We start from the raw sequence: 22,831 nt of genomic DNA, 5'->3' as shown, positions 1-22,831 counted from the left end.
TGATTTAATCACAATTTTTTTAAATTCTCTATTTCTAAAAAAATCTAACTTGTGTAAAACTTAAAGCCGAACATTTAGAGAGAAAAAAAGATTCCTTAAACTTTTTTTCCTCCTTTTAAATTTTTTCTATGCTATAATAATAAAACTAAGATAGGAGGGAAGCAAAATGGAACAAATTTCTTCTAAATATGCGGTTGAATTGCTTTTAGAGGATGCTAATCGCATCAAATTACTGATTCGCAATCAACACAATAGTTTATGTATTTCACAGTGTAAAGCTTTTGAAGAAGTCGTGGATACTCAAATGTATGGCTTCTCCAGACAGGTTTTTTATGCTGAAAAAATTGGCGTATTAAAACGTGGTGAAGGTCAGAAAATGTTAAGCGCTCTCGAAGCTGACCTCAATCAATTGTATACAGATTTGTATGAAAATCGCAGTCAAGATAGTCTTGAATCTAGCTGGGAGGCTTAATCTTTGCCAAAGTTACGAAAGCGTCATTTTTTAGATTATAGTATTTTAATTCCTTACTTAGTCCTTAGTATTATTGGACTGATTTTTGTTTATAGTTCAACATCTTATAACTTAATTACCGATAATTTAAATCCTGCTAGTTCAGTGATTAACCAAGGTGCATTTTGGGTATTTAGTTTAATCATCATCAGCTTAATGTATAAGATGAAGACCGACGTGATAAAAAATCAGAATTTAATTATTACCTTAACTCTGGTTATCTTCGGCCTTTTGATTATAGTCTTGTTCGTTGGACAGGAAGTAAATGGGGCCAAAGGATGGATTAGCATTGGTCCTTTTAATATGCAACCAGCTGAATACTTAAAAATATTAGTTATTTGGTATTTGGCTTATATATTGTCTAAACGACAAGAAAGCATTCAACAAAACTTTTTTATTGATATGCGTCAGCCGATGGTTTTAGTTGCTTTAATGGTTTTTCTTGTAGCGATTCAACCAGATGTTGGTAATGCAGCAATCATTACACTGTTAGCTATCATTTTATTACTAGCAAGTGGTATTAATTGGTTTTACACAGCAATTTTTGGTGGTGTAACCGTAATTGGTAGTGTTGCTGTAATTGAGTTTTTAAGCCGCTTCGGAAAAACTATTTTGCCTGAACGTATTCAATATATTGGTAGTCGGTTTGAAGTCTTTAGAAACCCTTTTGTGGATGAACTAGGAGACGGTCACCAATTGGTCAATGGTTATTACGCCATGTTTAATGGTGGTTGGTTTGGCCGAGGATTAGGTAATAGTATTGAAAAAAGAGGTTTTTTAAGTGAAGCTCATACTGATTTCATTTTTTCTATTGTGGTAGAAGAAGTTGGATTAATTGGTGGCCTAATTATTTTAGGTTTGCTTCTTTTTATGATTGTGCGAATTTTGTTGGTTGGAATTCGCTCAAAAAAGCCATTCAATTCATTAATTTGTATTGGGATTGGCAGTTTATTTATAATCCAAGTCTTTATTAATCTTGGTGGGATTTTGGGTATTATTCCTTTGACTGGTATTACATTTCCTTTTTTAAGTCAAGGTGGAAATAGTTTGCTTGTCTTATCTGTAGGGGTCGGCTTTGCATTAAACATTAGTGCAGATGAACGGCGTACGCAGTTAGCAATCGAATATGATTATTTAAAAAGTTAGGAGTGAAGTTAATGAAAAAAGTTTTGGTGGCAAATAGAGGTGAAATCGCTACTCGGGTATTTCGTGCTTGTAGCGAACTAAATATTAAAACAATTGGGATCTTTGCTGAAGAGGATGCTTATTCTGTCCATCGTTTTAAAGCAGATGAAGCCTTCTTAGTTGGTAAAGGAAAAAAACCAATTGATGCCTATTTAGACATTGAAGATATTATTCGTGTCGCTAAAGAAGCCAAAGCTGATGCCATTCATCCGGGATATGGTTTTTTATCAGAGAATTTAACCTTTGCACAACGTTGTGAGGAAGAAGGAATCATTTTTGTGGGGCCTTCGACACATCATTTAGATATATTCGGAGATAAAATTAAAGCTAAAACGGCAGCAGTAGAAGCAGGAATTCCGTCAATTCCTGGTTCTGATGGGCCGATTAATACGGTAGAAGATGTCTTGTTATTTGCTGAAACAAATGGGTATCCAATTATGATAAAAGCAGCATTAGGCGGCGGCGGTCGTGGAATGCGTGTGGCTCATGATGAAAAAGAGGCAAGAGAAGGCTATGACCGTGCAAAAAGTGAAGCTAAAGCTGCTTTTGGTAGCGATGAAGTCTACGTGGAAAAATATGTTGCAAATCCTAAACATATCGAAGTGCAAATTTTAGGAGACAGACATGGCAATGTTGTTCATTTATTTGAACGTGACTGTTCAGTGCAACGACGTCATCAAAAAGTTGTAGAGGTAGCCCCATGTATGTCCCTTTCAGATATGCAAAGAGAAAAAATCTGTCAGGCTGCTGTACAATTAATGAAGCACGTTGGCTATGTGAATGCAGGAACAGTTGAATTCTTAGTTGAGGGAGATAATTTTTATTTCATCGAAGTGAATCCACGCGTTCAAGTAGAACATACAATTACCGAGTTAATTACTGGTATTGACATTGTAACTTCACAATTAATGATTGCTCAAGGAAAGGATATCCATCAAGAAATTGGGATTCCTACACAAGAAAATATTACTTTCAGTGGTTCAGCGATTCAGTGCCGGATTACAACTGAAGACCCATTGAATGACTTTATGCCGGATACAGGTAAGATTGATACTTATCGTTCACCAGGTGGTTTTGGTGTACGTTTGGATGTCGGTAATGCCTATGCGGGTGCAGAAGTTTCACCATATTTTGACTCATTATTAGTTAAAGTTTGTACACATGCATTAACTTTTGATCAAACCATTCAAAAAATGCAACGATGCTTACGAGAGTTTAGGATTCGTGGTGTAAAAACTAATATTTCATTTATGCAAAATGTTATTAGTCATCCGGTTTTCCAAAGTGGCAATGCTAAAACAACATTTATTGATAACACACCAGAACTATTTGAATTTTCTAGGATTCGTGATCGTGGGAATAAAACGATGCGCTACATCTCTCAGATTACTGTCAATGGATTTCCTGGAATTGAAAAACAAGAAAAACGATTTTATGAAAAACCACGTTTACCTAAACATTTAGAAAAACGTGAAATTATTACTGCAAAAAATATTTTAGATACAAGAGGTGCCGATGCAGTTAATGATTGGATTAAACAACAAAACAATGTCTTGTTAACTGATACTACCTTCCGTGATGCTCATCAAAGTTTATTAGCAACTCGTGTGCGCACGACTGATATTTTTAAAATTGCTGAAAAAACTAGTGAAGCAATTCCAGAACTATTTTCTAGTGAAATGTGGGGCGGAGCGACTTTTGACGTTGCCTATCGCTTCTTAAGTGAAGATCCTTGGAAACGTCTAAAATTATTACGTAAAGCGATGCCTAACACTCTATTACAAATGCTTTTCCGTGGATCAAATGCCGTGGGTTATTCTAATTATCCCGATAATGTCATTGAAGGATTTATTAAAGAAGCAGCTGAACGAGGTATTGATGTATTTAGAATTTTTGATAGCTTAAACTGGATTCCACAAATGGAAAAAAGTATTCAAGCAGTAAGAGATACTGGAAAAATTGCTGAAACAGCTATTTGCTATACAGGTGATATTTTAGATGACAACCGTGCAAAATATAATGTTGAATATTATACAAACATGGCGAAAGAACTAGAAAAGCTGGGTGCTCATATTATTGCGATTAAGGATATGGCTGGCTTACTAAAACCGCAAGCAGCTTATCGCTTGGTTTCCGAACTAAAAGCGGCAGTTGATTTGCCAATCCATCTGCATACGCATGATACTGCTGGAAATGGGATTATTACCTTATCTGCAGCAACCAAAGCTGGGGCAGATATTGTGGATGTTGCAGCTAGTGCCATGAGTGGTGCAACCAGTCAACCAAGCATTAGTAGTTTATTTTATGCATTACAAAATGGTGATCGTGCACCAGAAATTAGCATCAATAATGTCGCACAATTGGATCATTATTGGGAAGATGTGCGCCCTTATTACGAAAGTTTTGAAAATGGGATAAAAGCAGCGCAAACTGAAGTCTATATGCATGAAATGCCTGGTGGACAATATTCTAACTTACAGCAGCAAGCCAAAGCAGTTGGTTTAGGTGAGCAATGGGATGAAATTAAAGAAGTCTATCGTAAAGTAAATCTAATGTTTGGAGACATTGTCAAAGTAACTCCTTCTTCAAAAGTTGTTGGAGATATGGCATTATTCATGGTGCAAAATAATTTATCAGAAGAAGATATTTATGAAAAAGGGGACGAACTAAGCTTCCCTGATTCTGTTATTAGCTTCTTCCAAGGAGAATTAGGTCAACCTGTCGGTGGATTCCCAGAAAAATTACAAAAAGTAATTTTACAAGGTCGCCCAGCGCTGTCTGTTCGTCCAGGATCTTTAGCTGAACCGATTAATTTTGAAAAAGTCAAAGCAGAATTACAAGAACTGGTTGGTTTCGAACCAAATCACCGAGATATACTGAGTTATTTAATGTATCCTCAAGTATATTTAGATTACCAAAAGTCTTATGCTAATTTTGGTGATGTGACCCTATTGGATACTCCAACGTTCTTTAATGGTATGAGAATTGGTGAAACGGTTAATGTCCAAATTGAAAAAGGTAAAACCTTGATTATTCGACTTGACTCGATTGGTGAACCTGATATCGAAGGTAACCGGACCCTGTTCTTTAATTTAAATGGTCAAAGAAGAGAAATTGTAATCAAAGATCAATCAATCAAAAGTGCTGTACAAGCTAAGAGAAAAGCTGAACCAACCAATCGAGAACATATTGGTGCTACAATGTCTGGGTCGGTCTTAAATGTATTAGTTAAAAAAGGTGATTTAGTTAAAAAAGGGCAACCACTTTTAGTAACTGAAGCGATGAAGATGGAGACCTCAATCGATGCACGTTTTGATGGAGAAATCAGTCATTTATACGTCACTGAAGGTGAAAGTATTGCTTCTGGTGATCTGTTAATCGAAGTAAAAGAAAAATAGGAGGATTAGAACTTGAAAAGAGTAATTGGTTTTGTCGCAATTTTTTTGCTAGTTATTATTGGCTATTATGTGCAACCAATTCTCTTTCCAAGATCCTCGGTAAATATACCGGTTCAACCAACGGAAAGTAGCGTGAGTCATCAACCTCTAAAACATACCGTAGTGGAGTCTGATGGCTTCGCTAATTATATTGGCGGTAGCTTAGAAAGTTTTGAAGCGGTTTATGGTTTACCAAATTCGGTGGAAAACAGTGGATTTTTCTTTGAAATTCGAACCTATTCGGTAGAGTCTGGTATTTTAGAAGTAAATATTGAAGAAAATAAAATTACTGCAATTAAGGTTTTGGGAAATCAAATTGACAGTGGTGATTTTTCTTTTGGGAAAACGATTCGAAAACTAGCTAGTCAGTACAATTTGTCTGCCGACTTTTCTTTAGATTTTGATGAAGAACCTGTCATGCTAGAATTAAGTGAAGATGATATGCGTCACCGACCTTTGATTGCATTTAATAATGATTCTTTTGCTATGGTCTTCTTCAATGGTACTTCAGAAAAATTGATAGGAACCGTTTATATGGACAAGGAAACACTTTTGAGGTTTATGCCCTACAAAATAAATAGCGGAAATCCTTTATCCAGTAGAATGCAAGAGTCAAATCTTGACTGGAGTATGATCAATCAGCAGAGACAACAACGAACTATACAGTCAGTTAATGCTTATCGTCTTTTAATTGATCAACCAGTTTATACTAATGGTAATAATGAAGATAGTCAAAGGATGATAGTTGCTTTTTTAAATCAGCCACAAAATTATTTGAGTACGGCAAGGCAAGAGGCTTGGGATATCGAACAAAGTGCCTATATTGGTAATCTTCATTTTGAATTGACTGAAAAAGAATTAAAAGAGTTAGCGGAAGATCAAAAAACAGATTTTGAAAGAGCACTGTATTACTCACCTGAGATTGATCCAACTTTTACTTTACTCTATTGGTTGAGCCAAACCCATTTAACGCATTTATTTGATCAAGCTGATCCGGGGAAATTGAATATTGCCTTTTCTCAAGAAAGTGTGCTAATCTTAATTCAACAACCTAGTACGGAGGATAGTCAATAACATGATTATAAATGATAGTTTATTTGCTCTGGAAGATTCTAATGAAGCTTTAATTGATGCGATATTAAATAGCTCAACTTATCAAAACTACTTTTCCTGCAAAGAATCTATGGATCAATCACCTGAAGTAGAATATTTAAGAAGCAGCTTTAACAAAGAAAAAGATAAATTTGAGCAAATTTCCGCATATGGAAAGTATGCGCCTGATTATAAAGAACAACAACGGACTTTACGAAAGAGTAAACGTACGTTAGACTTAAACCAACAGGTTGCTGAATACCGCTTAGCTGAGAATGATTTTCAAGCATTGTTAGATGAAATAAGTCAACGTTTAGCGGCCGCAATCTCCAATGAAATCAAAGTTGATGCGGGAAATCCGTTTTTTGAAACTGGAAAAATTGGTTGTAAGGGGAATTGTCATGGATAAACCAGAGTTTGAAATACAAAAAAGAAGAGGCATTATTGTGTGGGTCTATTCTTTGAAACAATTAAAAACGTTAAAGCGTTTTGGCTTAGTACATTATGTTTCAAAAAAAATGAAATATGTTGTCCTATATGTAAATGAAGAAATGGTAGCTGAAGTTGAAGCAAAACTTAATGCTTTACATTTTGTTCGTGGCGTTGAACCATCCTATCGTCCCGATGTGGAGATGAACTTTGCTGATCGCATTGGAACAAAAGCTGCTTATCAGGTAAAAGAAGAAGAAGAACTGGATGTTGTAGAAGCCAATACACAAATTCGTTTAGCTGAAACTGTTTAAGAAAAGTAGGGTGAAAAGTGTGTGATATAATCATTCATTTTTCACTTTTTTTATTGGAAAGGATGTCTGAAATGCGAGTAGTTGCCGGAGAATTTGGCGGTCGAAAATTGAAAACTTTAAGTGGCAGTCAAACTAGACCCACGACAGATAAAGTCAAGGGAGCAATTTTTAACATGATTGGCCCATATTTTGATGGAGGAAAAGCACTGGATTTATTTTCAGGCAGTGGTTCGTTAGGAATTGAAGCCGTTTCTCGTGGCATGGAAAAAGCTTATTTGGTTGAAAAAAATGGTAAGGCAATGTCGATTGTTAAAGAAAATGTTGCTATGACTAAAGCTGATTCTGCTTTTAAGCTATTAAAAATGCCAGCTAAATTAGCGTTGGAACAATTCAAGACTGATCAAATTAAATTTGATTTAGTTCTACTAGATCCACCTTATGCGCAACAAGAAATTGAAGAGCAATTAAAATACTTAGTCACAGAAGGGTTATTAAGTGACAAAGCAACAATTGTTTGCGAAACTGATAAAAATGTTGAATTGGCAGCAGATATACTAAATTTAAAATTTAGAAAACGCCAAGTCTATGGCATTTCTGCAGTGACTATTTATGATTGGGAGGACTAGAATGAAACGAATTGCACTTTTTCCTGGAAGTTTTGACCCATTAACAATGGGGCATTTAGACACAATTGAACGGGGAGCTAAGTTATTTGATGAACTGATTATTGGCGTTTTTGTAAATACTAATAAAAATAGTTTTTTTACTCATGATGAAAAATTAGCCACCGTTAAAGAGTCAGTAGCACATATTGAAAATGTAAAGGTAATTGCGCAAGAAGAAAAATTAACTGTTGATGTGGCAAATCAATTAGGGGCAAAATTTTTATTGCGTGGCGTTCGAAATGTAAAAGACTATGAATATGAAAAAGATATTGCTACAATGAATGCTCATTTAGATAAAAATATTGAAACGGTCATATTGATGGCTTCACCTAAATATAATCATGTGAGTTCTTCTATTTTAAAAGAAATTTGGAAATTTAACGGGGATATTCAAGATTATTTACCAACTGCAGTTTATACTGCTTTAGAAAAGAAGCGTGATCTATTTGAAAAATAAAAAAATGATTAAACGAATTATCGCTGCAGTTATTGCCGTTCTTATTTTAGCCTGCGTTGTTTTTCCGATTCCTTATTATGTCGAGTCACCTGGAGCTACGATTAATCTAAAAGAATTGATTAAGGTGGATAATCAAGCGGATAAACAGGACGGTTCATTTAGTTTGACCTCAGTTGGTGTTAGGAGGGCCACAGTTTTATTAGCAGCGATTGCTCAATTTCGTCCCTTTGAAGAAGTGATTTCTGCCAGAGAATTAACTGGTGGATCTAGCGACGAGGAATACAATCAAGTACAACAATACTATATGGAATCTTCACAAAATGCTGCAATTCAACAAGCCTTGTCCTTAGCAGGTAAAGAGTATCAGTTAGAATATAAAGGTGTTTATGTTTTAAATATTGAAAAGAGCTCAAATTTTTATGGGAAAATAGCTGTTGGAGATACAATCACTGAAGCGGATGGCCAAACCTTTGAAAATACAGAAGACTTTATGGATTACGTAAAAAGCCAAAAAGTCGGACAAGAAATGACTATCACGTATACGCACGATGGAAAATCTAAAACAGTTAAAGAAAAATTAATTGAGTTACCTAGCGATAAAAAAGCTGGGATTGGTATTACTTTGACAGATCATACTGAGATAACTTCCGATTATGATGTTCAATTCGAAACGGAAAATATCGGTGGTCCATCGGCTGGGTTGATGTTTACTTTAGAAATTTACGAACAAATTTCCGGTGAAAATCTACGAAACGGTCAAAAAATTGCTGGAACTGGCACGATTGATTCAGAGGGAACAGTTGGCCGAATTGGTGGTATAGATAAGAAAGTTGCCAGTGCATCAGCTGATGGAGCAAAAATATTCTTTGCTCCAGATGATAAAATCACTAAAGCAATGAAAAAAGCTGATCCAACGATTAAAACCAATTATCAAGAGGCTAAAGCCGCAGCAAAAAAACTGGGAACAGACATGAAAATTGTTCCAGTTAAGACAGTCAAAGATGCATTAGATTATTTAGCTGAAAATAAATAAAAGAAAGCAAGAATTAATGAGGACATTAATTCTTGCTTTTTTGCGTACCTTTTAAATAAAGGAGGTATTTATTTGAAAAAAATTTGGGAAAAGTATCGTTGGTTCATTTTGGCAGGATTTGGTTTTTTAGCCATTCTTCTTTTAGTTTTGTTTAACTTATTTAAGGAACCAGAAGAATACGCTGAAGTGACCACTTTTTCAAGCTCCGAGCAAAAGACAATCGAAAGTACTGCTAAAGTTAATACAGATTGGTATGTGGATGTAAAAGGTGCAGTAAAAGCACCGGGTATGTACAAAGTAAAAGAGGGTACACGTTTAATGGATGCTGTTGACCAAGCAGGTGGATTTTTGGAAGAGGCTGACCGGAACCAGGTCAATTTTTCTAAACTATTAACTGATCAAGAGGTTATTTTCATTCCAAAAATTGGTGAAACTCCTCCCACAATTCAAGCAGGAGAGACAATTATATCAGGTGATTCTTCTTCTGATGAAACTGGAAAAGTGAATATAAATACAGCAGATTCAACAGAGTTACAAACCTTATCAGGCATAGGTGAAAAAAAGGCCCAGGACATTTTGAATTATCGAGAGGAAAATGGCAGTTTTCAAAAATTAGAAGATTTATTAAATGTTTCTGGGATTGGCGAAAAGACGCTTGAAAATTTACGAGATTTTATTACAATTAACTAAAAAAGGAGAAATACTGTGACGACTGAAAGAATACCTTGGGATCAATATTTTATGGCACAAGCTGTATTGTTATCTTTAAGAAGTACCTGCACACGGCTAGAAGTTGGTGCAACAATTGTACGTGATAAAAGAATCATCGCGGGTGGCTATAATGGCTCTGTGTCGGGCGACGTTCATTGTATAGATGAGGACTGTTATGTTGTGGACGGTCATTGTATCCGGACGATTCATGCAGAAATGAACGCCTTACTACAATGTGCAAAATTGGGTATTCCTACCAATGATGCAGAAATTTATGTCACACATTTTCCTTGCTTAGCGTGTACCAAAGCGTTACTACAAGCTGGAATAAAAAAAATTAATTATCTGAAAGATTATCGTAATGACGACTATGCGGTGGACTTAATTAAACAGGTGGGTGCTAGTGCAAATCAAGTCTTTTTAGAAAGTAAATATTTTACCAAATTACAATTAGGAGAAGATGCTGCCACATCTCCTAGTGAATGATCAAAGAATGCCGAAATTATTTATTTCTGCCAATTGCCTGTGGTTTATTAGTCGCGACAAGTTTTTATGAAAAGAAGCTTGTCTGGCTGATTTTTGCCTTGCTTTTATTCTTTCGAATTTGCTGCATGAAAAAACTAGGCTTATTTGTCTTGGTTTTCTTATGCAGCTTATTTGCTTGTATTCGAACAATCACATATGTAAATGGGTTCCAAACACCTTTAGCTGAAAAAATTGATGAGGTGGTTATATTAAAAGAAGATACCATAAAAATAAACGGTGATCAGTTACAAGCTATTGTTGAAATGAATAATAAAAAATATCAATTGTATTATAGTTTAAAAGAAGAGTCAGAAAAATTTTTTTGGCAAAAAGCCTATGTTCCTAATCAAATTAAAATAAATGGCAGTCTAAGTGCGTCTGATCCAAAAAGAAATTTACATGGCTTTGATCAAAAAAAACATCATCAAAGCCAAGGGATTCATGGTGTTATTTCAGTCGATGAATTCGAAGGGGTCGGCAGAAAAACTCAATTAGCCATTTTTAGGTATCAAATAAGGCGAAAATTAGAACAGAATTTACCACAAAATTTAGCGACCTACACGAATGCTTTGATTTTTGGTTTTAGAGATGAAAACTTCAATCAGTTGACAGAAGTGTATCAAGTTAATGGATTGTTACATCTTTTTGCGTTATCTGGGATGCACATCACTATATATTTAGGTAGTTTTCATCTTCTGCTGAAGCGATTAGCCATTTTAAGAGGGCCAAGACTAATACTGCTCTCTGTAGCAGGAATTTTCGTGATCATTATGACAGGTGGGAATTTTAGTGTTATTCGCGGTGTCTTAAGTTTTATGATTGCCTTTGTTTGTTTAACTTTTAATTTATCCCTTTCAAAATTAGATCAGTGGAGTTTGATGTGTTTAATTTTAACTTTGTGTTTTCCGCTTGTACTTTGGTCAATTGGCGGTCGCTTGAGCATTTTTATGGCATTTCTGTTGCTTTATATTCCTAGTTTTAATTTAAAAGAATGGCAACAAAATTTACTGTTTTCATTCTTAATTATGCCAATTTTAGTGATTGAATTTGGTGAGTGGCCACTTTTAGGAGGTGTACTGACCTTTTTAATGGTCCCAATTTTCAAATGGTTCATTTTGCCTCTCTGTGGCTTTTTAACAATGTTTGGAAGTGTCACTCCAGCATTTATTCTAACAGTCTGTGAGCAGCTCATGACAGGCATTAACTTTATATTGTCCTTAGTAACAATGAAACCATTACAGTTCGGTAAACCTTTCTTCTTTTTAGCTATTTTACTATTGCTAGGTTTAATGCTTTTGGTTCATCAAATAAAATACCGACAAAAATTTATTCTTACTGCTGTAGTTGGCGTTGTGATAATTGCTAGTTTTAGTTTATTTACGCCTGGAATGATGGCTTTTATTGACGTGGGACAAGGGGATAGTTTATTAATCAAATTGCCTTTTAAAAAAGAAACTTTTTTAATTGATACAGGCGGTCGTCTAAATTTCGAAAAGGAAGAATGGCAAAGATATCAACGAAAAGCTGCTTCGGAATATAATTTATTACCAGTACTAAAGGGAAGTAACATCAAAAAAATTGACCATTTAATATTAACCCACAATGATGCTGATCATTTAGGGGAAGTGAATCATTTATTAACTAAAATAAGAGTCAAAAATATTTATATTGGAACGGGTGCAAAAAAAGGATTTGCTGAAGCAATCGGAAAATTACCTATCCATACTAAATTGCATCAAATTAGAAAAGGCGATACAGTTGGAAAATACTTAAAACTAAACATATTGGCACCTGAAAATGGCAAAGGTGAAAACAATGATTCAGTGGTTACTTTTTTTAAAATAAAAAAGAAACGATTTTTAATTACAGGTGATTTGGAAATTGCTGGTGAAGAAAAATTAATGGAAGACTATCCTAAGCTAAAAATAGATGTCTTAAAAATTGGCCATCACGGTAGCAATTCTTCTACGTCACCAGCTTTTTTAGCACAATTAAAAAGTCAAGAAGCGATTATTTCAGTAGGGCAGAATAATCGTTATGGACATCCGACAGGTGAAGTGTTAAAAACTTTGGCTGATTATCAGCAAATAATCTTAAGAACGGATCAACAGGGAATGATTTATTATCAATGGTATCAATTTTCTGATTTAAAACGAAAATGCTTGATAGATTTTCCGGTAAATTAGTGATAGCATAACAGACAGGAGGAGTTTATGAACGTACAACAAGCATTAAAAGAAATCACTAATGATCCCTTAAAACCTGTCTATCTTATTCTTGGAACAGAGGGTTATTTACAACAAGTGATTCGCAACGCTTTTTTCACACGGATGAAAAGGGACAATTTAGAAGAATTAAATTTTATGAATTTCGATAGTAGTGAAGGGAATCTTGCTAGTGTCGTGGCGGAAGCAGAGAGTCTGCCTTTTTTTGGAAATTATCGCTTAGTTTTTGTTGAGAACCCCAGCTTTTTGACTGGTGAAAAGAAAATAGCTGACCAGGAAGCCGCGATTGAGGAAATGATTACTTATTTAAAAAGGCCATTGGAATCAACTGTCCTAGTTTTTTGGGCCAATTATGAAAAATTGGATGCCCGTAAAAAAATAACTAAAGCATTAAAAAAAGCTGCCGAAACAATTGAAGTTGCACCCTTAGCTGAAGCCCCTTTGAAAAGTTATGTGCAACAATATTTAAAAAAAGAGAATGTTACGATCTCAGCCGAGGCTTTTGACTTGTTATTGCGCCTGACTGACTTTGACTTATCAAAAATCATGAATGAACTGGAAAAATTGATTCTAGCAGCTGATCCATCGGTTGGAATTACAATTGCTGAAGTTCGTAATCTTGTGCCTAAAACACTGGAGCATAATGTGTTTGAAATAACAGAGGAATTGTTGAAAGGTAATTCTGGAAAAACGATTCAAATATATCAAGATTTACTCCTTCAAGGAGAAGAAACAATTCGATTAAACGCGATTTTAATCAGTCAAATACGACTATTGCTACAGACCAAGATTTTGATGAAAATAGGCTATCAACAAGCTAACATTGCAGAAACACTGAGTGTCCATCCTTATCGGGTAAAGATGGCAATGCAACAAGTTAAAGAAATTTCTGAGAAATTACTGATTGATTTATTTGATCAACTTGTTGAGAATGATTTCTTAGTCAAGAGTGGGCAAGCCGACAAAGAATTAAGTTTTCAATTATTTGTTTTAAAAACGGCAGAAAAAATAAAATTGGCCAAATAAAAAAACCGATCCTGCGATCGGTTTTTATTATTTCGCTAATTTTTTAGCAAGACGTGATTTGTCACGAGCAGCTTTATTTTTGTGAATCAAACCTTTTGATTCAGCCATATCAATTGCTTTAACAGCAGCTTGGTATAATTCATTTGCGTTATCAGCACCGGCAGCTACAGCTTCTTCGAATTTCTTAACAGCTGTACGCATTGAGCTAGCTTGAGAAGCATTTCTGATATTTGCAGCTTCGTTTGTGCGAACACGTTTAATTGCAGATTCAATGTTTGGCATGGATTTTCACCTCCGATTTCAGATCTTATACGGAAAGTCCGTACAATTCAACATTACTCATTATACATAAAGGCGCAATCCAATGCAATGAATTCGTGACAAGTTTTTTTCCTTAACACAATTATTATTCTAAATGCTGCAATGGACAATCACTGCAATCCATCTGATTGTTTAGCAAGTCTTCTTTTAAAGGAATGAGTAACCGTAACCCATTAAAAATGACTAAAATTGTACTACCTTCGTGCCCAATAACTCCTAAAGGTAAATTTAGAAATTGTAGAAAATTACTAGCGATTAAAATGGCAATAACTAATAAGGAAAATACAATGTTTTGTTTAATAATGCGACGCATCTTTTTAGCAAGACGATGAGCATAACTTAGTTTACTTAAATCATTTTTCATAAGCACCATATCGGATACATCCATCGCAACATCAGTACCTTCGCCCATAGCCACACCAATTGTTGCAGTTGCTAAAGCCGGTGCATCATTTATTCCGTCGCCAACCATGGCATTAACACCATATTTTTCTTTCTCTGTAGTAATTAATTTCGTTTTTTCAGCCGGTAAACAATTGGCTCTGTATTCGTCAATTCCGACTGATTTTGCAACAGTGTGGGCAGCTCCTTCATTATCTCCTGTAAACATAGCTGTATGAACTTGATTATCTTTAAAGTACTGAATGACTTCACTAGCATTTGCTTTAGGTAAGTCTAGCAGTCCTAGTAAAGCAACTACTTCTTCATCTCGTGACAGAAAAATAACTGTCTTTCCTTGAGATCGCCAAGTCTCAGCTAAGTCATCATGAATTGCTGATATTCCTGTTTTACCTAAAATCCAATGATGTTGTTGGTAAAAACTTTCTAGACCAAAACCTGCTTTTTCTTCGACGGTTAATTCCAACATGTTTTCTTCATGGAAAAACTGAGTAATCGCATTGGCTAAAGGGTGACTAGACGCATGCTCCATCGAAAATAAGATTGCTGGAATCAAAGGATCAGCATCGAATACTTTGAAATTTGTTACACGAGGTTTTCCTCTAGTTAAAGTACCAGTTTTATCAAAGGCAATCGCCTTTAACTCTGCTAATTTTTCAAGATCTTTACCAGATTTAAACAAAATACCTTTCTTTGCACCATTTGAAATAGATGCTAAAGTTGCCGGTGTTGCTGATGCTACCAGAGCGCAAGGGGAGGCGACAACTAATAAAACCATTCCGCGATAAAAGCTTTCATTAAAGGCCCAATTCAAGCCAAAGTGAGTAAAGGCAATAAATAGTGGAACAGCTAACAATACAATCTTGACATAAACATTTTCAATTTTATCGATAAAACTGGCAGTTTCGCCTTTCTCATTTTGCGCATTTTCAACTAGTTTAATGATTTGCGCAAATAAAGTATCTTCGGCACTTTTAGTAACCGTCATTTTGAAAGCATTACCTGTATTAATCGTCCCACCAAAGATATCATCACCAACATTTTTTTCCACTGGGACAGATTCGCCTGTGATGCTAGATTCATCAATTGTACTGGCTTGATCTAAAATTATTCCGTCAATTGGGATATTGCTGCCTTTTGGTACAAAGACAGTATCTGCAATTTTTAAATCTTCAACCCCAATTTCTTGATTTGTTCCATCCGCTAAAACTTTTAAAGCAGTTGTTGGACTTAAATTCATTAAAGCAGTGATTTCTTTCGTGCTTTTATTGGTTGCATATTCTTCTAAAGCACCACTCAAACAAAAGATGAAAGTCAACATCGCCCCTTCAAACCAATTACCAATAATACATGCACCGATTGCTGCTAAAGCCATTAATAAATCCACGTTTAATGTTTTGTCTTGGATTAATTCCTTTATGCCTTCGTATGTTTGTTTCCAACCGCCACTAATAATAGCTAAAATAAATAGGAGCGGTGCGTAGGATAAGCTAAAATACATTATCACTCTACCAAAAATCAAGAATCCCAAACAGAAAATTGTTGAGAGAAAAGCTTGTCTTTCTTCTTTACTCATCACAATTCCTCCTTTCATAATCATGATAGCATAGAAAAAAACTAATTGATAATTAAATCGCGTAATTGAGAATGAAAGTGATTATCATTTAGAAAAGAGCAAAATAAAAAGACTCTCGCAAGAGTCTTTTTATAATAATTATAATTACATAGCAATAATCCAATAAGCAATTAAGATAATACCTAAGACAATCCGATACCAGCCAAAAACTGTAAAATCATTTTTCTTAATATAATCCAATAAGAATTTAATGGCAATGATCGAGACAACATACGCGGTAATCATCCCGATTAATAGAATAATTATTTGTTGAGCATCAAACGAATTACCGTTAGCTAGAAATTTAACAATTTTCAATCCACTGGCACCAAACATTACTGGAATTCCCAAGAAGAAAGAAAACTCAGTTGCAACGTAACGAGACGCGCCAATTAAAATAGCTCCTAAAATTGTGGCTCCAGAGCGAGAAGTCCCAGGGATTAAAGACAAGACTTGAAACATACCAACAATAAGAGCCGCTTGATAAGTAAAATCATTTAAAGTTGTCCATCTTGGAGTTTTGGTTTTATTTCTTTTTTCAACAACAATGAAGGCAACACCATAGACAATCAACATAATAGCAACCGGTAAAAATTTATGGAAATGTGCATCTAACCAATCATCTAAAGGTAAGCCGATAATCGCAGCCGGGAAACAAGCGATGATAACTTTTGTCCAAAGAGTCCAAGTATCACGTTTTTCAACTGAGTTTTTCGTACTTGAAAAAGGATTCAGCTTTGCGAAAAAAAGATGAACAACGGCAAGGATTGCACCTAATTGAATCACTACGTTGAACATTTCGGTAAAAGCCGATGATACATTCATCTTAATAAATTCATCAGCTAAAATTAAATGTCCAGTTGAAGAAATTGGTAGCCATTCCGTGATTCCTTCAATAATACCTAAAATAATTGCTTTAATTATATTTGCAACAAACATTAAAAAATCCATCCCTTCAAATTCATAACAATCACTAGTATACCTTTTAGAAAAATATTTGACTATCTTAAAAAGGCTAAGCTTTTTTTAAGAATAAAAAAACTGGGGAGATTTTTTATTCTTCCCAGTCCATAAATATTTATTTTTCTTCGGCCATAATTAAACGACCACGTTCCTGATAAGAGATATCATTAATTGAACGAATTGAAAATTTTCCATCTTCATAACGTAGACGATTGATACTACCATTTTCTAAGTTCGCTCGAACAGGTTGCTTGTCATCAATTAGACTTAACATAAAAGCAATTGTTAATCCATGAGAGACTACTAAGACATTTCCGCCGCCACGTTCTTCACGATACTTCGCCATATCTTCAAAACCTTGCCATACACGATTTTTTAAAACTTCATACGGTTCAGCCCAGTTTGCAGTATCTGCGCCAACAATTGCATTAGCAATCTCTTCAAAAGTGACATCTGTTGAGAATAATTCATCTTCAGTTTTGAAATTCAGAACGCGTGGAAGAACTCCCCACATTTCTGCGTCGTAACCGCCCTCTAAAGAGCCAAAACACCATTCCCGTACACGTGGATCTGTTTTATATGGGATTACATCTTGGTGGGGATGTTCTCTTAAAATTAAGCGAGCTGTTTCAATTGCTCTACCTGAATCACTTGAATAAGCTTCTTCAAACGCTGTATCTCTTAAACCTAAACCAACAGCAGTAATTCCTTCACGACCCGGTTTAGTCAAAGGTGTATCACACCATCCCTGAACTCTTGCTAATGTGTTGAACATTGTCTTTCCGTGACGTACCAAATATAAATTTGTCTCTTTCATTTAAAAACCTCCAAAATAGTTTTAATTATTAAAAAACGGATTTGTATCGATTTCATGACCAATCGTTGTTGCTTCGCCATGGCCTGGATAAGCAGGTAATTCTCGTGGCAAACTAAATAAATTTTCTGTGATACTTGCCAGTAATTGTCCTAAATCACCACTATATAAATCAGTTCTCCCGATACTTCCCTTAAATAAGGCGTCCCCAACAACCACAAAGTCTTCAAAAACAAAACTTAAACTACCAATCGAATGACCTGGTGTTGCCACAACCGAAAATGTCATTCCGCCTAATTCATAATCCCTTAATTCCAATTCGAATTCCGCTGGTTTGGCATAAATATCCGGCACGAAAGGATTATTTAAAGAGCCATTGTGCTGAGGATTAGTTAACCATTCTTGTTCTAATGGACTCACATAAACTGGTATTTCATATTTTTTTCGAATCAATTCCAAGCCCACAATATGATCATAATGAGTGTGTGTTAGCAAAATTGCCACAGGTTTTCGATTGATTCGCCGAATAGCATCAATAATTTTTTCCACATCTGATCCTGGATCAATAATTAATAGATTTTCTTTATTATAAATAAAGTAAGTATTTTCTCCCGCAACTTGATTAGTTATTGCTTCAATCTGCATATGTTTCCCTCCAAACAATTCCACTATATTATACCTTAAATTTAAAAAAATAGAAAAAGCATTAGTTCGATTGAACTTTTCATTAAAAACTTTCGTTATTAAAGTTAAAGGATATAAGGGGAGGTGAAAGAAATGAAAGAATTAGAAATCTTAGCTTTAATTTCAATTGCGATGGTTTTAGATTTATTAACAGGAATAATTAGTGCAAGAATCACTAAATCTATTTCATCAAAAGTCGGGATCAATGGTATTTTGAGAAAAATTGCTAGCATAATGTTACTTTTATTTTTGTGGCCTGTAGCTAAAATTATTCCCTTTCACGCAGGGCAAGCATTGCTTTATACTTTCTACTTAAGTTTTTTGTGGATGGAGGTCGTATCAATTTTGGAAAACTATCAAAAAATGGGTATTCAGATTGATAAGTTTAAGAAATTACTAGAACAATTAAAGAAGAAATGAACTTGACGAATAAATGAAATTCGCTTATTGTGGCACTTGTGAAAGAGGTGAGTGGATGACGGTTAAAAAGATTGCTGTTCGAAAATTAGTTGAGTTCATAATGCGAACGGGTAGTATTGATGAAGGGAAAAACAGTCAACATACTGCTCAAGAAGGTGCTAAAATTCATCGCTCACTACAAAAGCAGGCTGGTACTGGTTATGAAAAAGAGGTTTGGTTAAAAAAACAACTGACATTAGCTGATAAAACTGTTCAGGTTGAAGGTCGAGCCGATGGAATTATCACCTCAGAAACAGGCATAACAATCGATGAAATAAAAACTTCTGAAACTCCCTTTGAAGATTTAACTGAAGGATTAGTAAATTTATTTTTTTATCAAGGTATGGTTTACGCTTATATATATGCTGAAGCTCAAGAACTGTCAGAAATCAATGTCCAAGTTCGTTATTTTCAAACCATTGAAAAGAAAATAACTACTACCACTAGAAAATATTCTTTCGATGAGCTTATCAGTTTCTTTTCAGACTTAATGAGTCGCTATGAAGGTTGGTTAGTTTTTGAAACTAATTGGCATCAAATTAGAAATCAATCATTAAAGGAATTGCCTTTTCCTTTTCCACAATATCGTACTGGTCAAAGAGAATTAGCTGCAGCGGTCTATAAAACAATCTATCATCAACAGCAACTATTTGTTGAAGCGCCAACAGGTACAGGCAAGACACTTTCGACTCTTTTTCCCGCTTTTAAAGCGTTGGGAGAAGGGGTCGGAGAAAGGATCTTTTACTTAACTGCCAAGACTATTACACGGACAGTTGCAGAGGAAACAATTGACAAATTAGCGAAAAAAAATGGACGGGTAAAAAGTGTTACATTGACAGCAAAAGATAAAATTTGTTTTTTATCAGAGCGTAACTGTACGCCCGAGCACTGCCCATTTGCCGCTGGATACTATGATCGCGTCAACGATGGATTATGGGATATGTTGCAAGAAGAAGATCAGTTTACTCGACCAGTAATTGAGCAATATGCAAAAAAACATCAATTATGTCCCTTTGAACTATCTTTAGATGTTAGTTTATTTTGTGACGTGGTCATTGGTGATTACAATTATTTATTTGATCCAGTTGTTCATTTGCAACGATTTTTCGAAGAAGAAAACCCAAACAATATTGTACTGGTTGATGAAGCCCATAACTTGGTAAACCGTTCCAAGGAAATGTATTCTGCTGAAATTTCTAGAGAAAAAATCTATACAGTGGGTCAAGCTACAAAAAAATCCTTTAGAAAACTACGTAAAGCATTCAATCAAGTAGACAATGAGTTTGAACTAATTCATCAAGTTCTCGAAGAAAAGAACACAAATTACCATCATCAAAAAGCCGCCGCTGAAAGTTTAGTCAATCGTTTATACTCATTACAAGACTTAATGAAGGAATGGCTCGCTGAGCATCCAGAAGATGATAATCAAGAGAAAATGTTGAATCTATATTTTGATATTTTACGCTTTACACGGCTAAGTGAATTTTATGATGATCACTATGAAACTACTGTTGAGAAAAAGCAATATGATTTAATTGTTAAAATCTACTGTATTGATCCGTCTCTATTTTTACAACAATCAATGAATCTTGTCGGAAGTACTGTTTTATTTTCAGCTAGTTTCTCTCCTTTACCATATTATCAGGAAGTGCTATCTGAAAATACGGAAAGCTTAACTTATCGATTGCCAAATCCATTCCCAAATGAAAATAGATTATTATTAGTTCATAACAATATCCAAACAACTTATCAGAAAAGACAGCAAAGTTTGCCAGAAGTTGTAAAATCGATCGAGGCATTAGTAAAAGTAAAAAAAGGTAACTATTTGGTCTTTTTCCCGTCATTTCAATATTTAGATGAAGTGGCAGAGGAGTTTAAACGAACATTCCCAGAATATAACTCCTTAATTCAAGCAAGTCAGATGAGCGAATCAGAGCGGGAACAGTTTTTAGCAAACTTTGATGGGAATAATAAAGAGACCCTGGTTGCTTTTGCTGTTTTAGGAGGAATATTTTCAGAAGGAATTGATTTAACTGGTGATAAACTCATCGGCGTTGTTGTTGTTGGAGTAGGGTTGCCTCAGATTAACCATGAGCAAAATTTGATAAAAGATTATTTTGATGAGAAAAACAATCAAGGATTTAGTTATGCTTATCAACTACCGGGAATCAATAAAGTTATTCAAGCAGCGGGTCGGGTAATTAGACAAATGAATGACCGTGGAGTTATTTTATTGTTAGACCAGCGTTTCAATCAAGCTAGCTACCAAAAGTTATTACCACCAAGCTGGTATGACCGCAAGATTATTCATCAAACAACGGAAATATCTATAGAAGTAGAGAAATTTTGGCAAAAAAAGCTAGCTGATACATCAGCTAGCGATAATTAGTAAATTGCACATCAATTGGTAAATCTAAATCTTTTACTAATGCAATAACTTGTTGCAAGTCATCACGATTTTTGCCGGTTACCCGTAATTGGTCTTCTTGCACTTGAGACTTAACTTTAATCTTACTATTTTTGATGGCTGTATTAATTTTTTTGGCCACATCGCGGTCAATGCCACTAATTAAATCAGCTTTTTGTCGAGCCGTACTGCCAAGAGCATGCTCTGATTGACCAAAATGAAGGTTCTTTAAAGGAACACCGCGTTTAATTAATTTGCTAAATAATACATCTTTAATTTGTTCAATCTTGTAATCATCCGGACCGCTAACAACCAGTTGATTTCCTTCTAACTGAATATCAAAATTATCACCCTTGAAGTCAAAACGATTATTCAATTCTTTTAAAGCAATTTGAATCCCGTTTTTGACTTCTTCTTTGTTTACCTCTGAAACAATGTCAAAACTTGCATCTTTCGCCATAATTTCCCTCCTTTTTCTTTAGTTTATCAAAAAACGATAAGAAAGCCATAATCTTTCTCCCATAAGTCTTAAAAAATATTGCTATTTTATTGAATAATAGATTAAATAAATAATGGATAATATACATAGGAGGGATTGTTTTGCAAAAAGTGATTAATTACACCACGAATGATTTGACTAAAAAGGTGGTTGTAATCTTATTAACTGGTTTGTCTGGCGCAGTTGGTTTGAATTATTTTTTGATTCCGGCAAATGTTTTTTCTGCTGGAATGACAGGGATTGCTCAGATTATTGGCGCCTTTTTCCAACAAATATTTGGCGTTTCAGTTGATACAGGGATTTTAATTTTTTTACTGAATGTACCAGTTTTTATCTTAGGTTTTATTAAGCTTGGAAAATCTGCAATGATTTTGAGTTTCGCAAATGTTATTTCTATGTCGGTTTTTACGACGTTGGTTCCTGTCGGTGAAATTACACATAACGTACTTATGAATGCGATTACTGGTGGCGTACTACTCGGAGTAGGGGCTGGCTTTTCATTGAAACTTGGCTTTACAACTGGTGGTTTAGATATTGTTTCATTGCTTTTATCAAAAACTACAGGGCGAACCGTTGGGAATTATATGATGGCTTTAAATGGTGTCATCGTAGTAGTTGCCGGTTTCTTCTTTAATTGGGAAAGTGCTTTATATACAATTATTACTATTTTTACTATGAGTACAGTCGTAGATGCTATCCATACTAGCCATCAAAAAATGACTGCTTTCATTTCTACTGCTCATGGCAAAGAAATGCGAATGGCTTTAAGTGAAAATTTGGTACGGGGAATGAGCGCCATGACTGCTAAAGGTGGATTCAGTGACACACCCCTTGATGTAATCATGATTGTTGTGACTCGTTACGAGCTTTACGCTTTAAAACAAATTGTTGCTGAAGTTGATCCAAAATCATTTACAAATATCGTTGCCACCGAATCAGTCGTTGGTAGCTTCTGGAGCCAAGAACAACAAAAACAAGCAAAATCTAATAAGTAAGTGCTAATTGAGAAAGAATTGCTTTAATTCTCATTTACAAAACACTTTATATGAAGTAAAATAAT

Annotated in this window: 22 protein-coding genes; 16 read left to right on the top strand and 6 right to left on the bottom strand. The window is 34.9% G+C overall.

The window, feature by feature from the left end; translation table 11 throughout:
- The first annotated feature begins 166 nt into the window (after nucleotides 1-166).
- The 13 genes from ID741_RS11565 to holA all read left to right on the top strand — a co-directional run bounded on the left by ID741_RS11565 (nucleotide 167) and on the right by holA (nucleotide 13,610).
- Nucleotides 167-472, top strand: coding sequence for a DUF1507 family protein (locus ID741_RS11565; RefSeq protein WP_438720068.1), 306 nt, complete (start codon nucleotides 167-169; stop codon nucleotides 470-472).
- 3 nt (nucleotides 473-475) lie between these two features.
- On the top strand, nucleotides 476-1,657 hold the full coding sequence (locus tag ID741_RS11560) for an FtsW/RodA/SpoVE family cell cycle protein (RefSeq protein ID WP_218325323.1): 1,182 nt from the start codon (nucleotides 476-478) through the stop codon (nucleotides 1,655-1,657).
- A gap of 11 nt (nucleotides 1,658-1,668) precedes the next feature.
- Nucleotides 1,669-5,094 carry a pyruvate carboxylase gene (locus tag ID741_RS11555; protein WP_218325322.1) on the top strand — a complete coding sequence of 1,142 codons (3,426 nt, stop codon included), beginning with the start codon at nucleotides 1,669-1,671 and terminating at the stop codon, nucleotides 5,092-5,094.
- Nucleotides 5,095-5,106: 12 nt separating this feature from the next.
- Complete coding sequence (locus tag ID741_RS11550; RefSeq protein WP_218325321.1) at nucleotides 5,107-6,207, top strand: CAP-associated domain-containing protein; 1,101 nt, start codon at nucleotides 5,107-5,109, stop codon at nucleotides 6,205-6,207.
- 1 nt (nucleotide 6,208) lies between these two features.
- Nucleotides 6,209-6,634, top strand: a complete 426-nt coding sequence (locus ID741_RS11545; protein WP_438720067.1) for a YlbF family regulator — start codon at nucleotides 6,209-6,211, stop codon at nucleotides 6,632-6,634.
- The gene (locus ID741_RS11540) at nucleotides 6,627-6,968 is read left to right on the top strand and encodes a YlbG family protein (RefSeq protein ID WP_218325319.1); all 342 of its coding nucleotides are present in this window, start codon (nucleotides 6,627-6,629) and stop codon (nucleotides 6,966-6,968) included. Before ID741_RS11545 ends, ID741_RS11540 begins: the two co-directional genes overlap by 8 nt.
- A gap of 71 nt (nucleotides 6,969-7,039) precedes the next feature.
- Complete coding sequence (rsmD, locus tag ID741_RS11535) at nucleotides 7,040-7,594, top strand: 16S rRNA (guanine(966)-N(2))-methyltransferase RsmD (RefSeq protein ID WP_438720066.1); 555 nt, start codon at nucleotides 7,040-7,042, stop codon at nucleotides 7,592-7,594.
- Nucleotide 7,595: 1 nt separating this feature from the next.
- Nucleotides 7,596-8,090 carry a pantetheine-phosphate adenylyltransferase gene (gene coaD, locus ID741_RS11530; RefSeq protein ID WP_438720065.1) on the top strand — a complete coding sequence of 165 codons (495 nt, stop codon included), beginning with the start codon at nucleotides 7,596-7,598 and terminating at the stop codon, nucleotides 8,088-8,090.
- A complete protein-coding gene (locus tag ID741_RS11525; RefSeq protein WP_218325317.1) occupies nucleotides 8,080-9,123 on the top strand; it encodes a SepM family pheromone-processing serine protease in 1,044 nt (347 codons plus the stop codon). Before coaD ends, ID741_RS11525 begins: the two co-directional genes overlap by 11 nt.
- A 72-nt stretch (nucleotides 9,124-9,195) precedes the next feature.
- Complete coding sequence (locus ID741_RS11520; protein ID WP_438720064.1) at nucleotides 9,196-9,813, top strand: helix-hairpin-helix domain-containing protein; 618 nt, start codon at nucleotides 9,196-9,198, stop codon at nucleotides 9,811-9,813.
- Nucleotides 9,814-9,828: 15 nt separating this feature from the next.
- On the top strand, nucleotides 9,829-10,320 hold the full coding sequence (locus ID741_RS11515; protein ID WP_218325316.1) for a ComE operon protein 2: 492 nt from the start codon (nucleotides 9,829-9,831) through the stop codon (nucleotides 10,318-10,320).
- A 125-nt stretch (nucleotides 10,321-10,445) separates the two neighbouring features.
- Nucleotides 10,446-12,545, top strand: coding sequence for a DNA internalization-related competence protein ComEC/Rec2 (locus ID741_RS11510; RefSeq protein WP_438720063.1), 2,100 nt, complete (start codon nucleotides 10,446-10,448; stop codon nucleotides 12,543-12,545).
- A gap of 27 nt (nucleotides 12,546-12,572) precedes the next feature.
- The gene (gene holA / locus ID741_RS11505; protein WP_438720062.1) at nucleotides 12,573-13,610 is read left to right on the top strand and encodes a DNA polymerase III subunit delta; all 1,038 of its coding nucleotides are present in this window, start codon (nucleotides 12,573-12,575) and stop codon (nucleotides 13,608-13,610) included.
- A gap of 27 nt (nucleotides 13,611-13,637) precedes the next feature.
- On the opposite strand, the gene rpsT is transcribed toward holA, so the two are convergent.
- The 5 genes from rpsT to ID741_RS11480 all read right to left on the bottom strand — a co-directional run bounded on the left by rpsT (nucleotide 13,638) and on the right by ID741_RS11480 (nucleotide 18,367).
- Nucleotides 13,638-13,892 carry a 30S ribosomal protein S20 gene (rpsT, locus tag ID741_RS11500; RefSeq protein ID WP_218325313.1) on the bottom strand — a complete coding sequence of 85 codons (255 nt, stop codon included), beginning with the start codon at nucleotides 13,890-13,892 and terminating at the stop codon, nucleotides 13,638-13,640.
- 124 nt (nucleotides 13,893-14,016) lie between these two features.
- Nucleotides 14,017-15,906: a heavy metal translocating P-type ATPase gene (locus ID741_RS11495; protein WP_438720061.1), complete on the bottom strand. Its 1,890-nt coding sequence runs from the start codon at nucleotides 15,904-15,906 to the stop codon at nucleotides 14,017-14,019.
- Between the two features lie 144 nt (nucleotides 15,907-16,050).
- A complete protein-coding gene (locus tag ID741_RS11490) occupies nucleotides 16,051-16,884 on the bottom strand; it encodes an undecaprenyl-diphosphate phosphatase (RefSeq protein WP_218325311.1) in 834 nt (277 codons plus the stop codon).
- 139 nt (nucleotides 16,885-17,023) lie between these two features.
- Nucleotides 17,024-17,725, bottom strand: coding sequence for a histidine phosphatase family protein (locus ID741_RS11485; RefSeq protein ID WP_218325310.1), 702 nt, complete (start codon nucleotides 17,723-17,725; stop codon nucleotides 17,024-17,026).
- Nucleotides 17,726-17,746: 21 nt separating this feature from the next.
- Nucleotides 17,747-18,367, bottom strand: coding sequence for an MBL fold metallo-hydrolase (locus ID741_RS11480; protein WP_438720060.1), 621 nt, complete (start codon nucleotides 18,365-18,367; stop codon nucleotides 17,747-17,749).
- Between the two features lie 132 nt (nucleotides 18,368-18,499).
- Here ID741_RS11480 and ID741_RS11475 point away from each other — a divergent pair, with 132 nt between their 5' ends.
- Entirely contained in the window at nucleotides 18,500-18,826 is a 327-nt protein-coding gene (locus tag ID741_RS11475) for a phage holin family protein (protein WP_438720059.1), read from the top strand.
- Nucleotides 18,827-18,881: 55 nt separating this feature from the next.
- A complete protein-coding gene (locus ID741_RS11470; RefSeq protein ID WP_438720058.1) occupies nucleotides 18,882-21,254 on the top strand; it encodes an ATP-dependent DNA helicase in 2,373 nt (790 codons plus the stop codon).
- Here the strand turns inward: ID741_RS11470 and ID741_RS11465 are convergent.
- Nucleotides 21,241-21,732, bottom strand: a complete 492-nt coding sequence (locus ID741_RS11465) for a YajQ family cyclic di-GMP-binding protein (RefSeq protein WP_218325306.1) — start codon at nucleotides 21,730-21,732, stop codon at nucleotides 21,241-21,243. The genes ID741_RS11470 and ID741_RS11465 overlap by 14 nt on opposite strands.
- A gap of 140 nt (nucleotides 21,733-21,872) precedes the next feature.
- Here ID741_RS11465 and ID741_RS11460 point away from each other — a divergent pair, with 140 nt between their 5' ends.
- Nucleotides 21,873-22,766, top strand: coding sequence for a YitT family protein (locus tag ID741_RS11460; protein WP_218325305.1), 894 nt, complete (start codon nucleotides 21,873-21,875; stop codon nucleotides 22,764-22,766).
- Nucleotides 22,767-22,831 lie beyond the last annotated feature (65 nt).

Source organism: Enterococcus sp. AZ103, assembly GCF_051714685.1.
Lineage (GTDB): Bacteria > Bacillota > Bacilli > Lactobacillales > Enterococcaceae > Enterococcus_A > Enterococcus_A alishanensis.
This window is presented reverse-complemented; position numbering and strand designations above follow the sequence as displayed.

Coding starts and splice junctions, on each gene's coding strand:
- ID741_RS11565 (WP_438720068.1), top strand. CDS start 167: ATGGAACAAATTTCTTCTAAATATGCGGTTGAATTGCTTTTAGAGGAT.
- ID741_RS11555 (WP_218325322.1), top strand. CDS start 1,669: ATGAAAAAAGTTTTGGTGGCAAATAGAGGTGAAATCGCTACTCGGGTA.
- ID741_RS11545 (WP_438720067.1), top strand. CDS start 6,209: ATGATTATAAATGATAGTTTATTTGCTCTGGAAGATTCTAATGAAGCT.
- ID741_RS11540 (WP_218325319.1), top strand. CDS start 6,627: ATGGATAAACCAGAGTTTGAAATACAAAAAAGAAGAGGCATTATTGTG.
- rsmD (WP_438720066.1), top strand. CDS start 7,040: ATGCGAGTAGTTGCCGGAGAATTTGGCGGTCGAAAATTGAAAACTTTA.
- coaD (WP_438720065.1), top strand. CDS start 7,596: ATGAAACGAATTGCACTTTTTCCTGGAAGTTTTGACCCATTAACAATG.
- ID741_RS11510 (WP_438720063.1), top strand. CDS start 10,446: ATGAAAAAACTAGGCTTATTTGTCTTGGTTTTCTTATGCAGCTTATTT.
- holA (WP_438720062.1), top strand. CDS start 12,573: ATGAACGTACAACAAGCATTAAAAGAAATCACTAATGATCCCTTAAAA.
- rpsT (WP_218325313.1), bottom strand. CDS start 13,892: ATGCCAAACATTGAATCTGCAATTAAACGTGTTCGCACAAACGAAGCT.
- ID741_RS11495 (WP_438720061.1), bottom strand. CDS start 15,906: ATGAGTAAAGAAGAAAGACAAGCTTTTCTCTCAACAATTTTCTGTTTG.
- ID741_RS11490 (WP_218325311.1), bottom strand. CDS start 16,884: ATGTTTGTTGCAAATATAATTAAAGCAATTATTTTAGGTATTATTGAA.
- ID741_RS11485 (WP_218325310.1), bottom strand. CDS start 17,725: ATGAAAGAGACAAATTTATATTTGGTACGTCACGGAAAGACAATGTTC.
- ID741_RS11480 (WP_438720060.1), bottom strand. CDS start 18,367: ATGCAGATTGAAGCAATAACTAATCAAGTTGCGGGAGAAAATACTTAC.
- ID741_RS11475 (WP_438720059.1), top strand. CDS start 18,500: ATGAAAGAATTAGAAATCTTAGCTTTAATTTCAATTGCGATGGTTTTA.
- ID741_RS11470 (WP_438720058.1), top strand. CDS start 18,882: ATGACGGTTAAAAAGATTGCTGTTCGAAAATTAGTTGAGTTCATAATG.
- ID741_RS11465 (WP_218325306.1), bottom strand. CDS start 21,732: ATGGCGAAAGATGCAAGTTTTGACATTGTTTCAGAGGTAAACAAAGAA.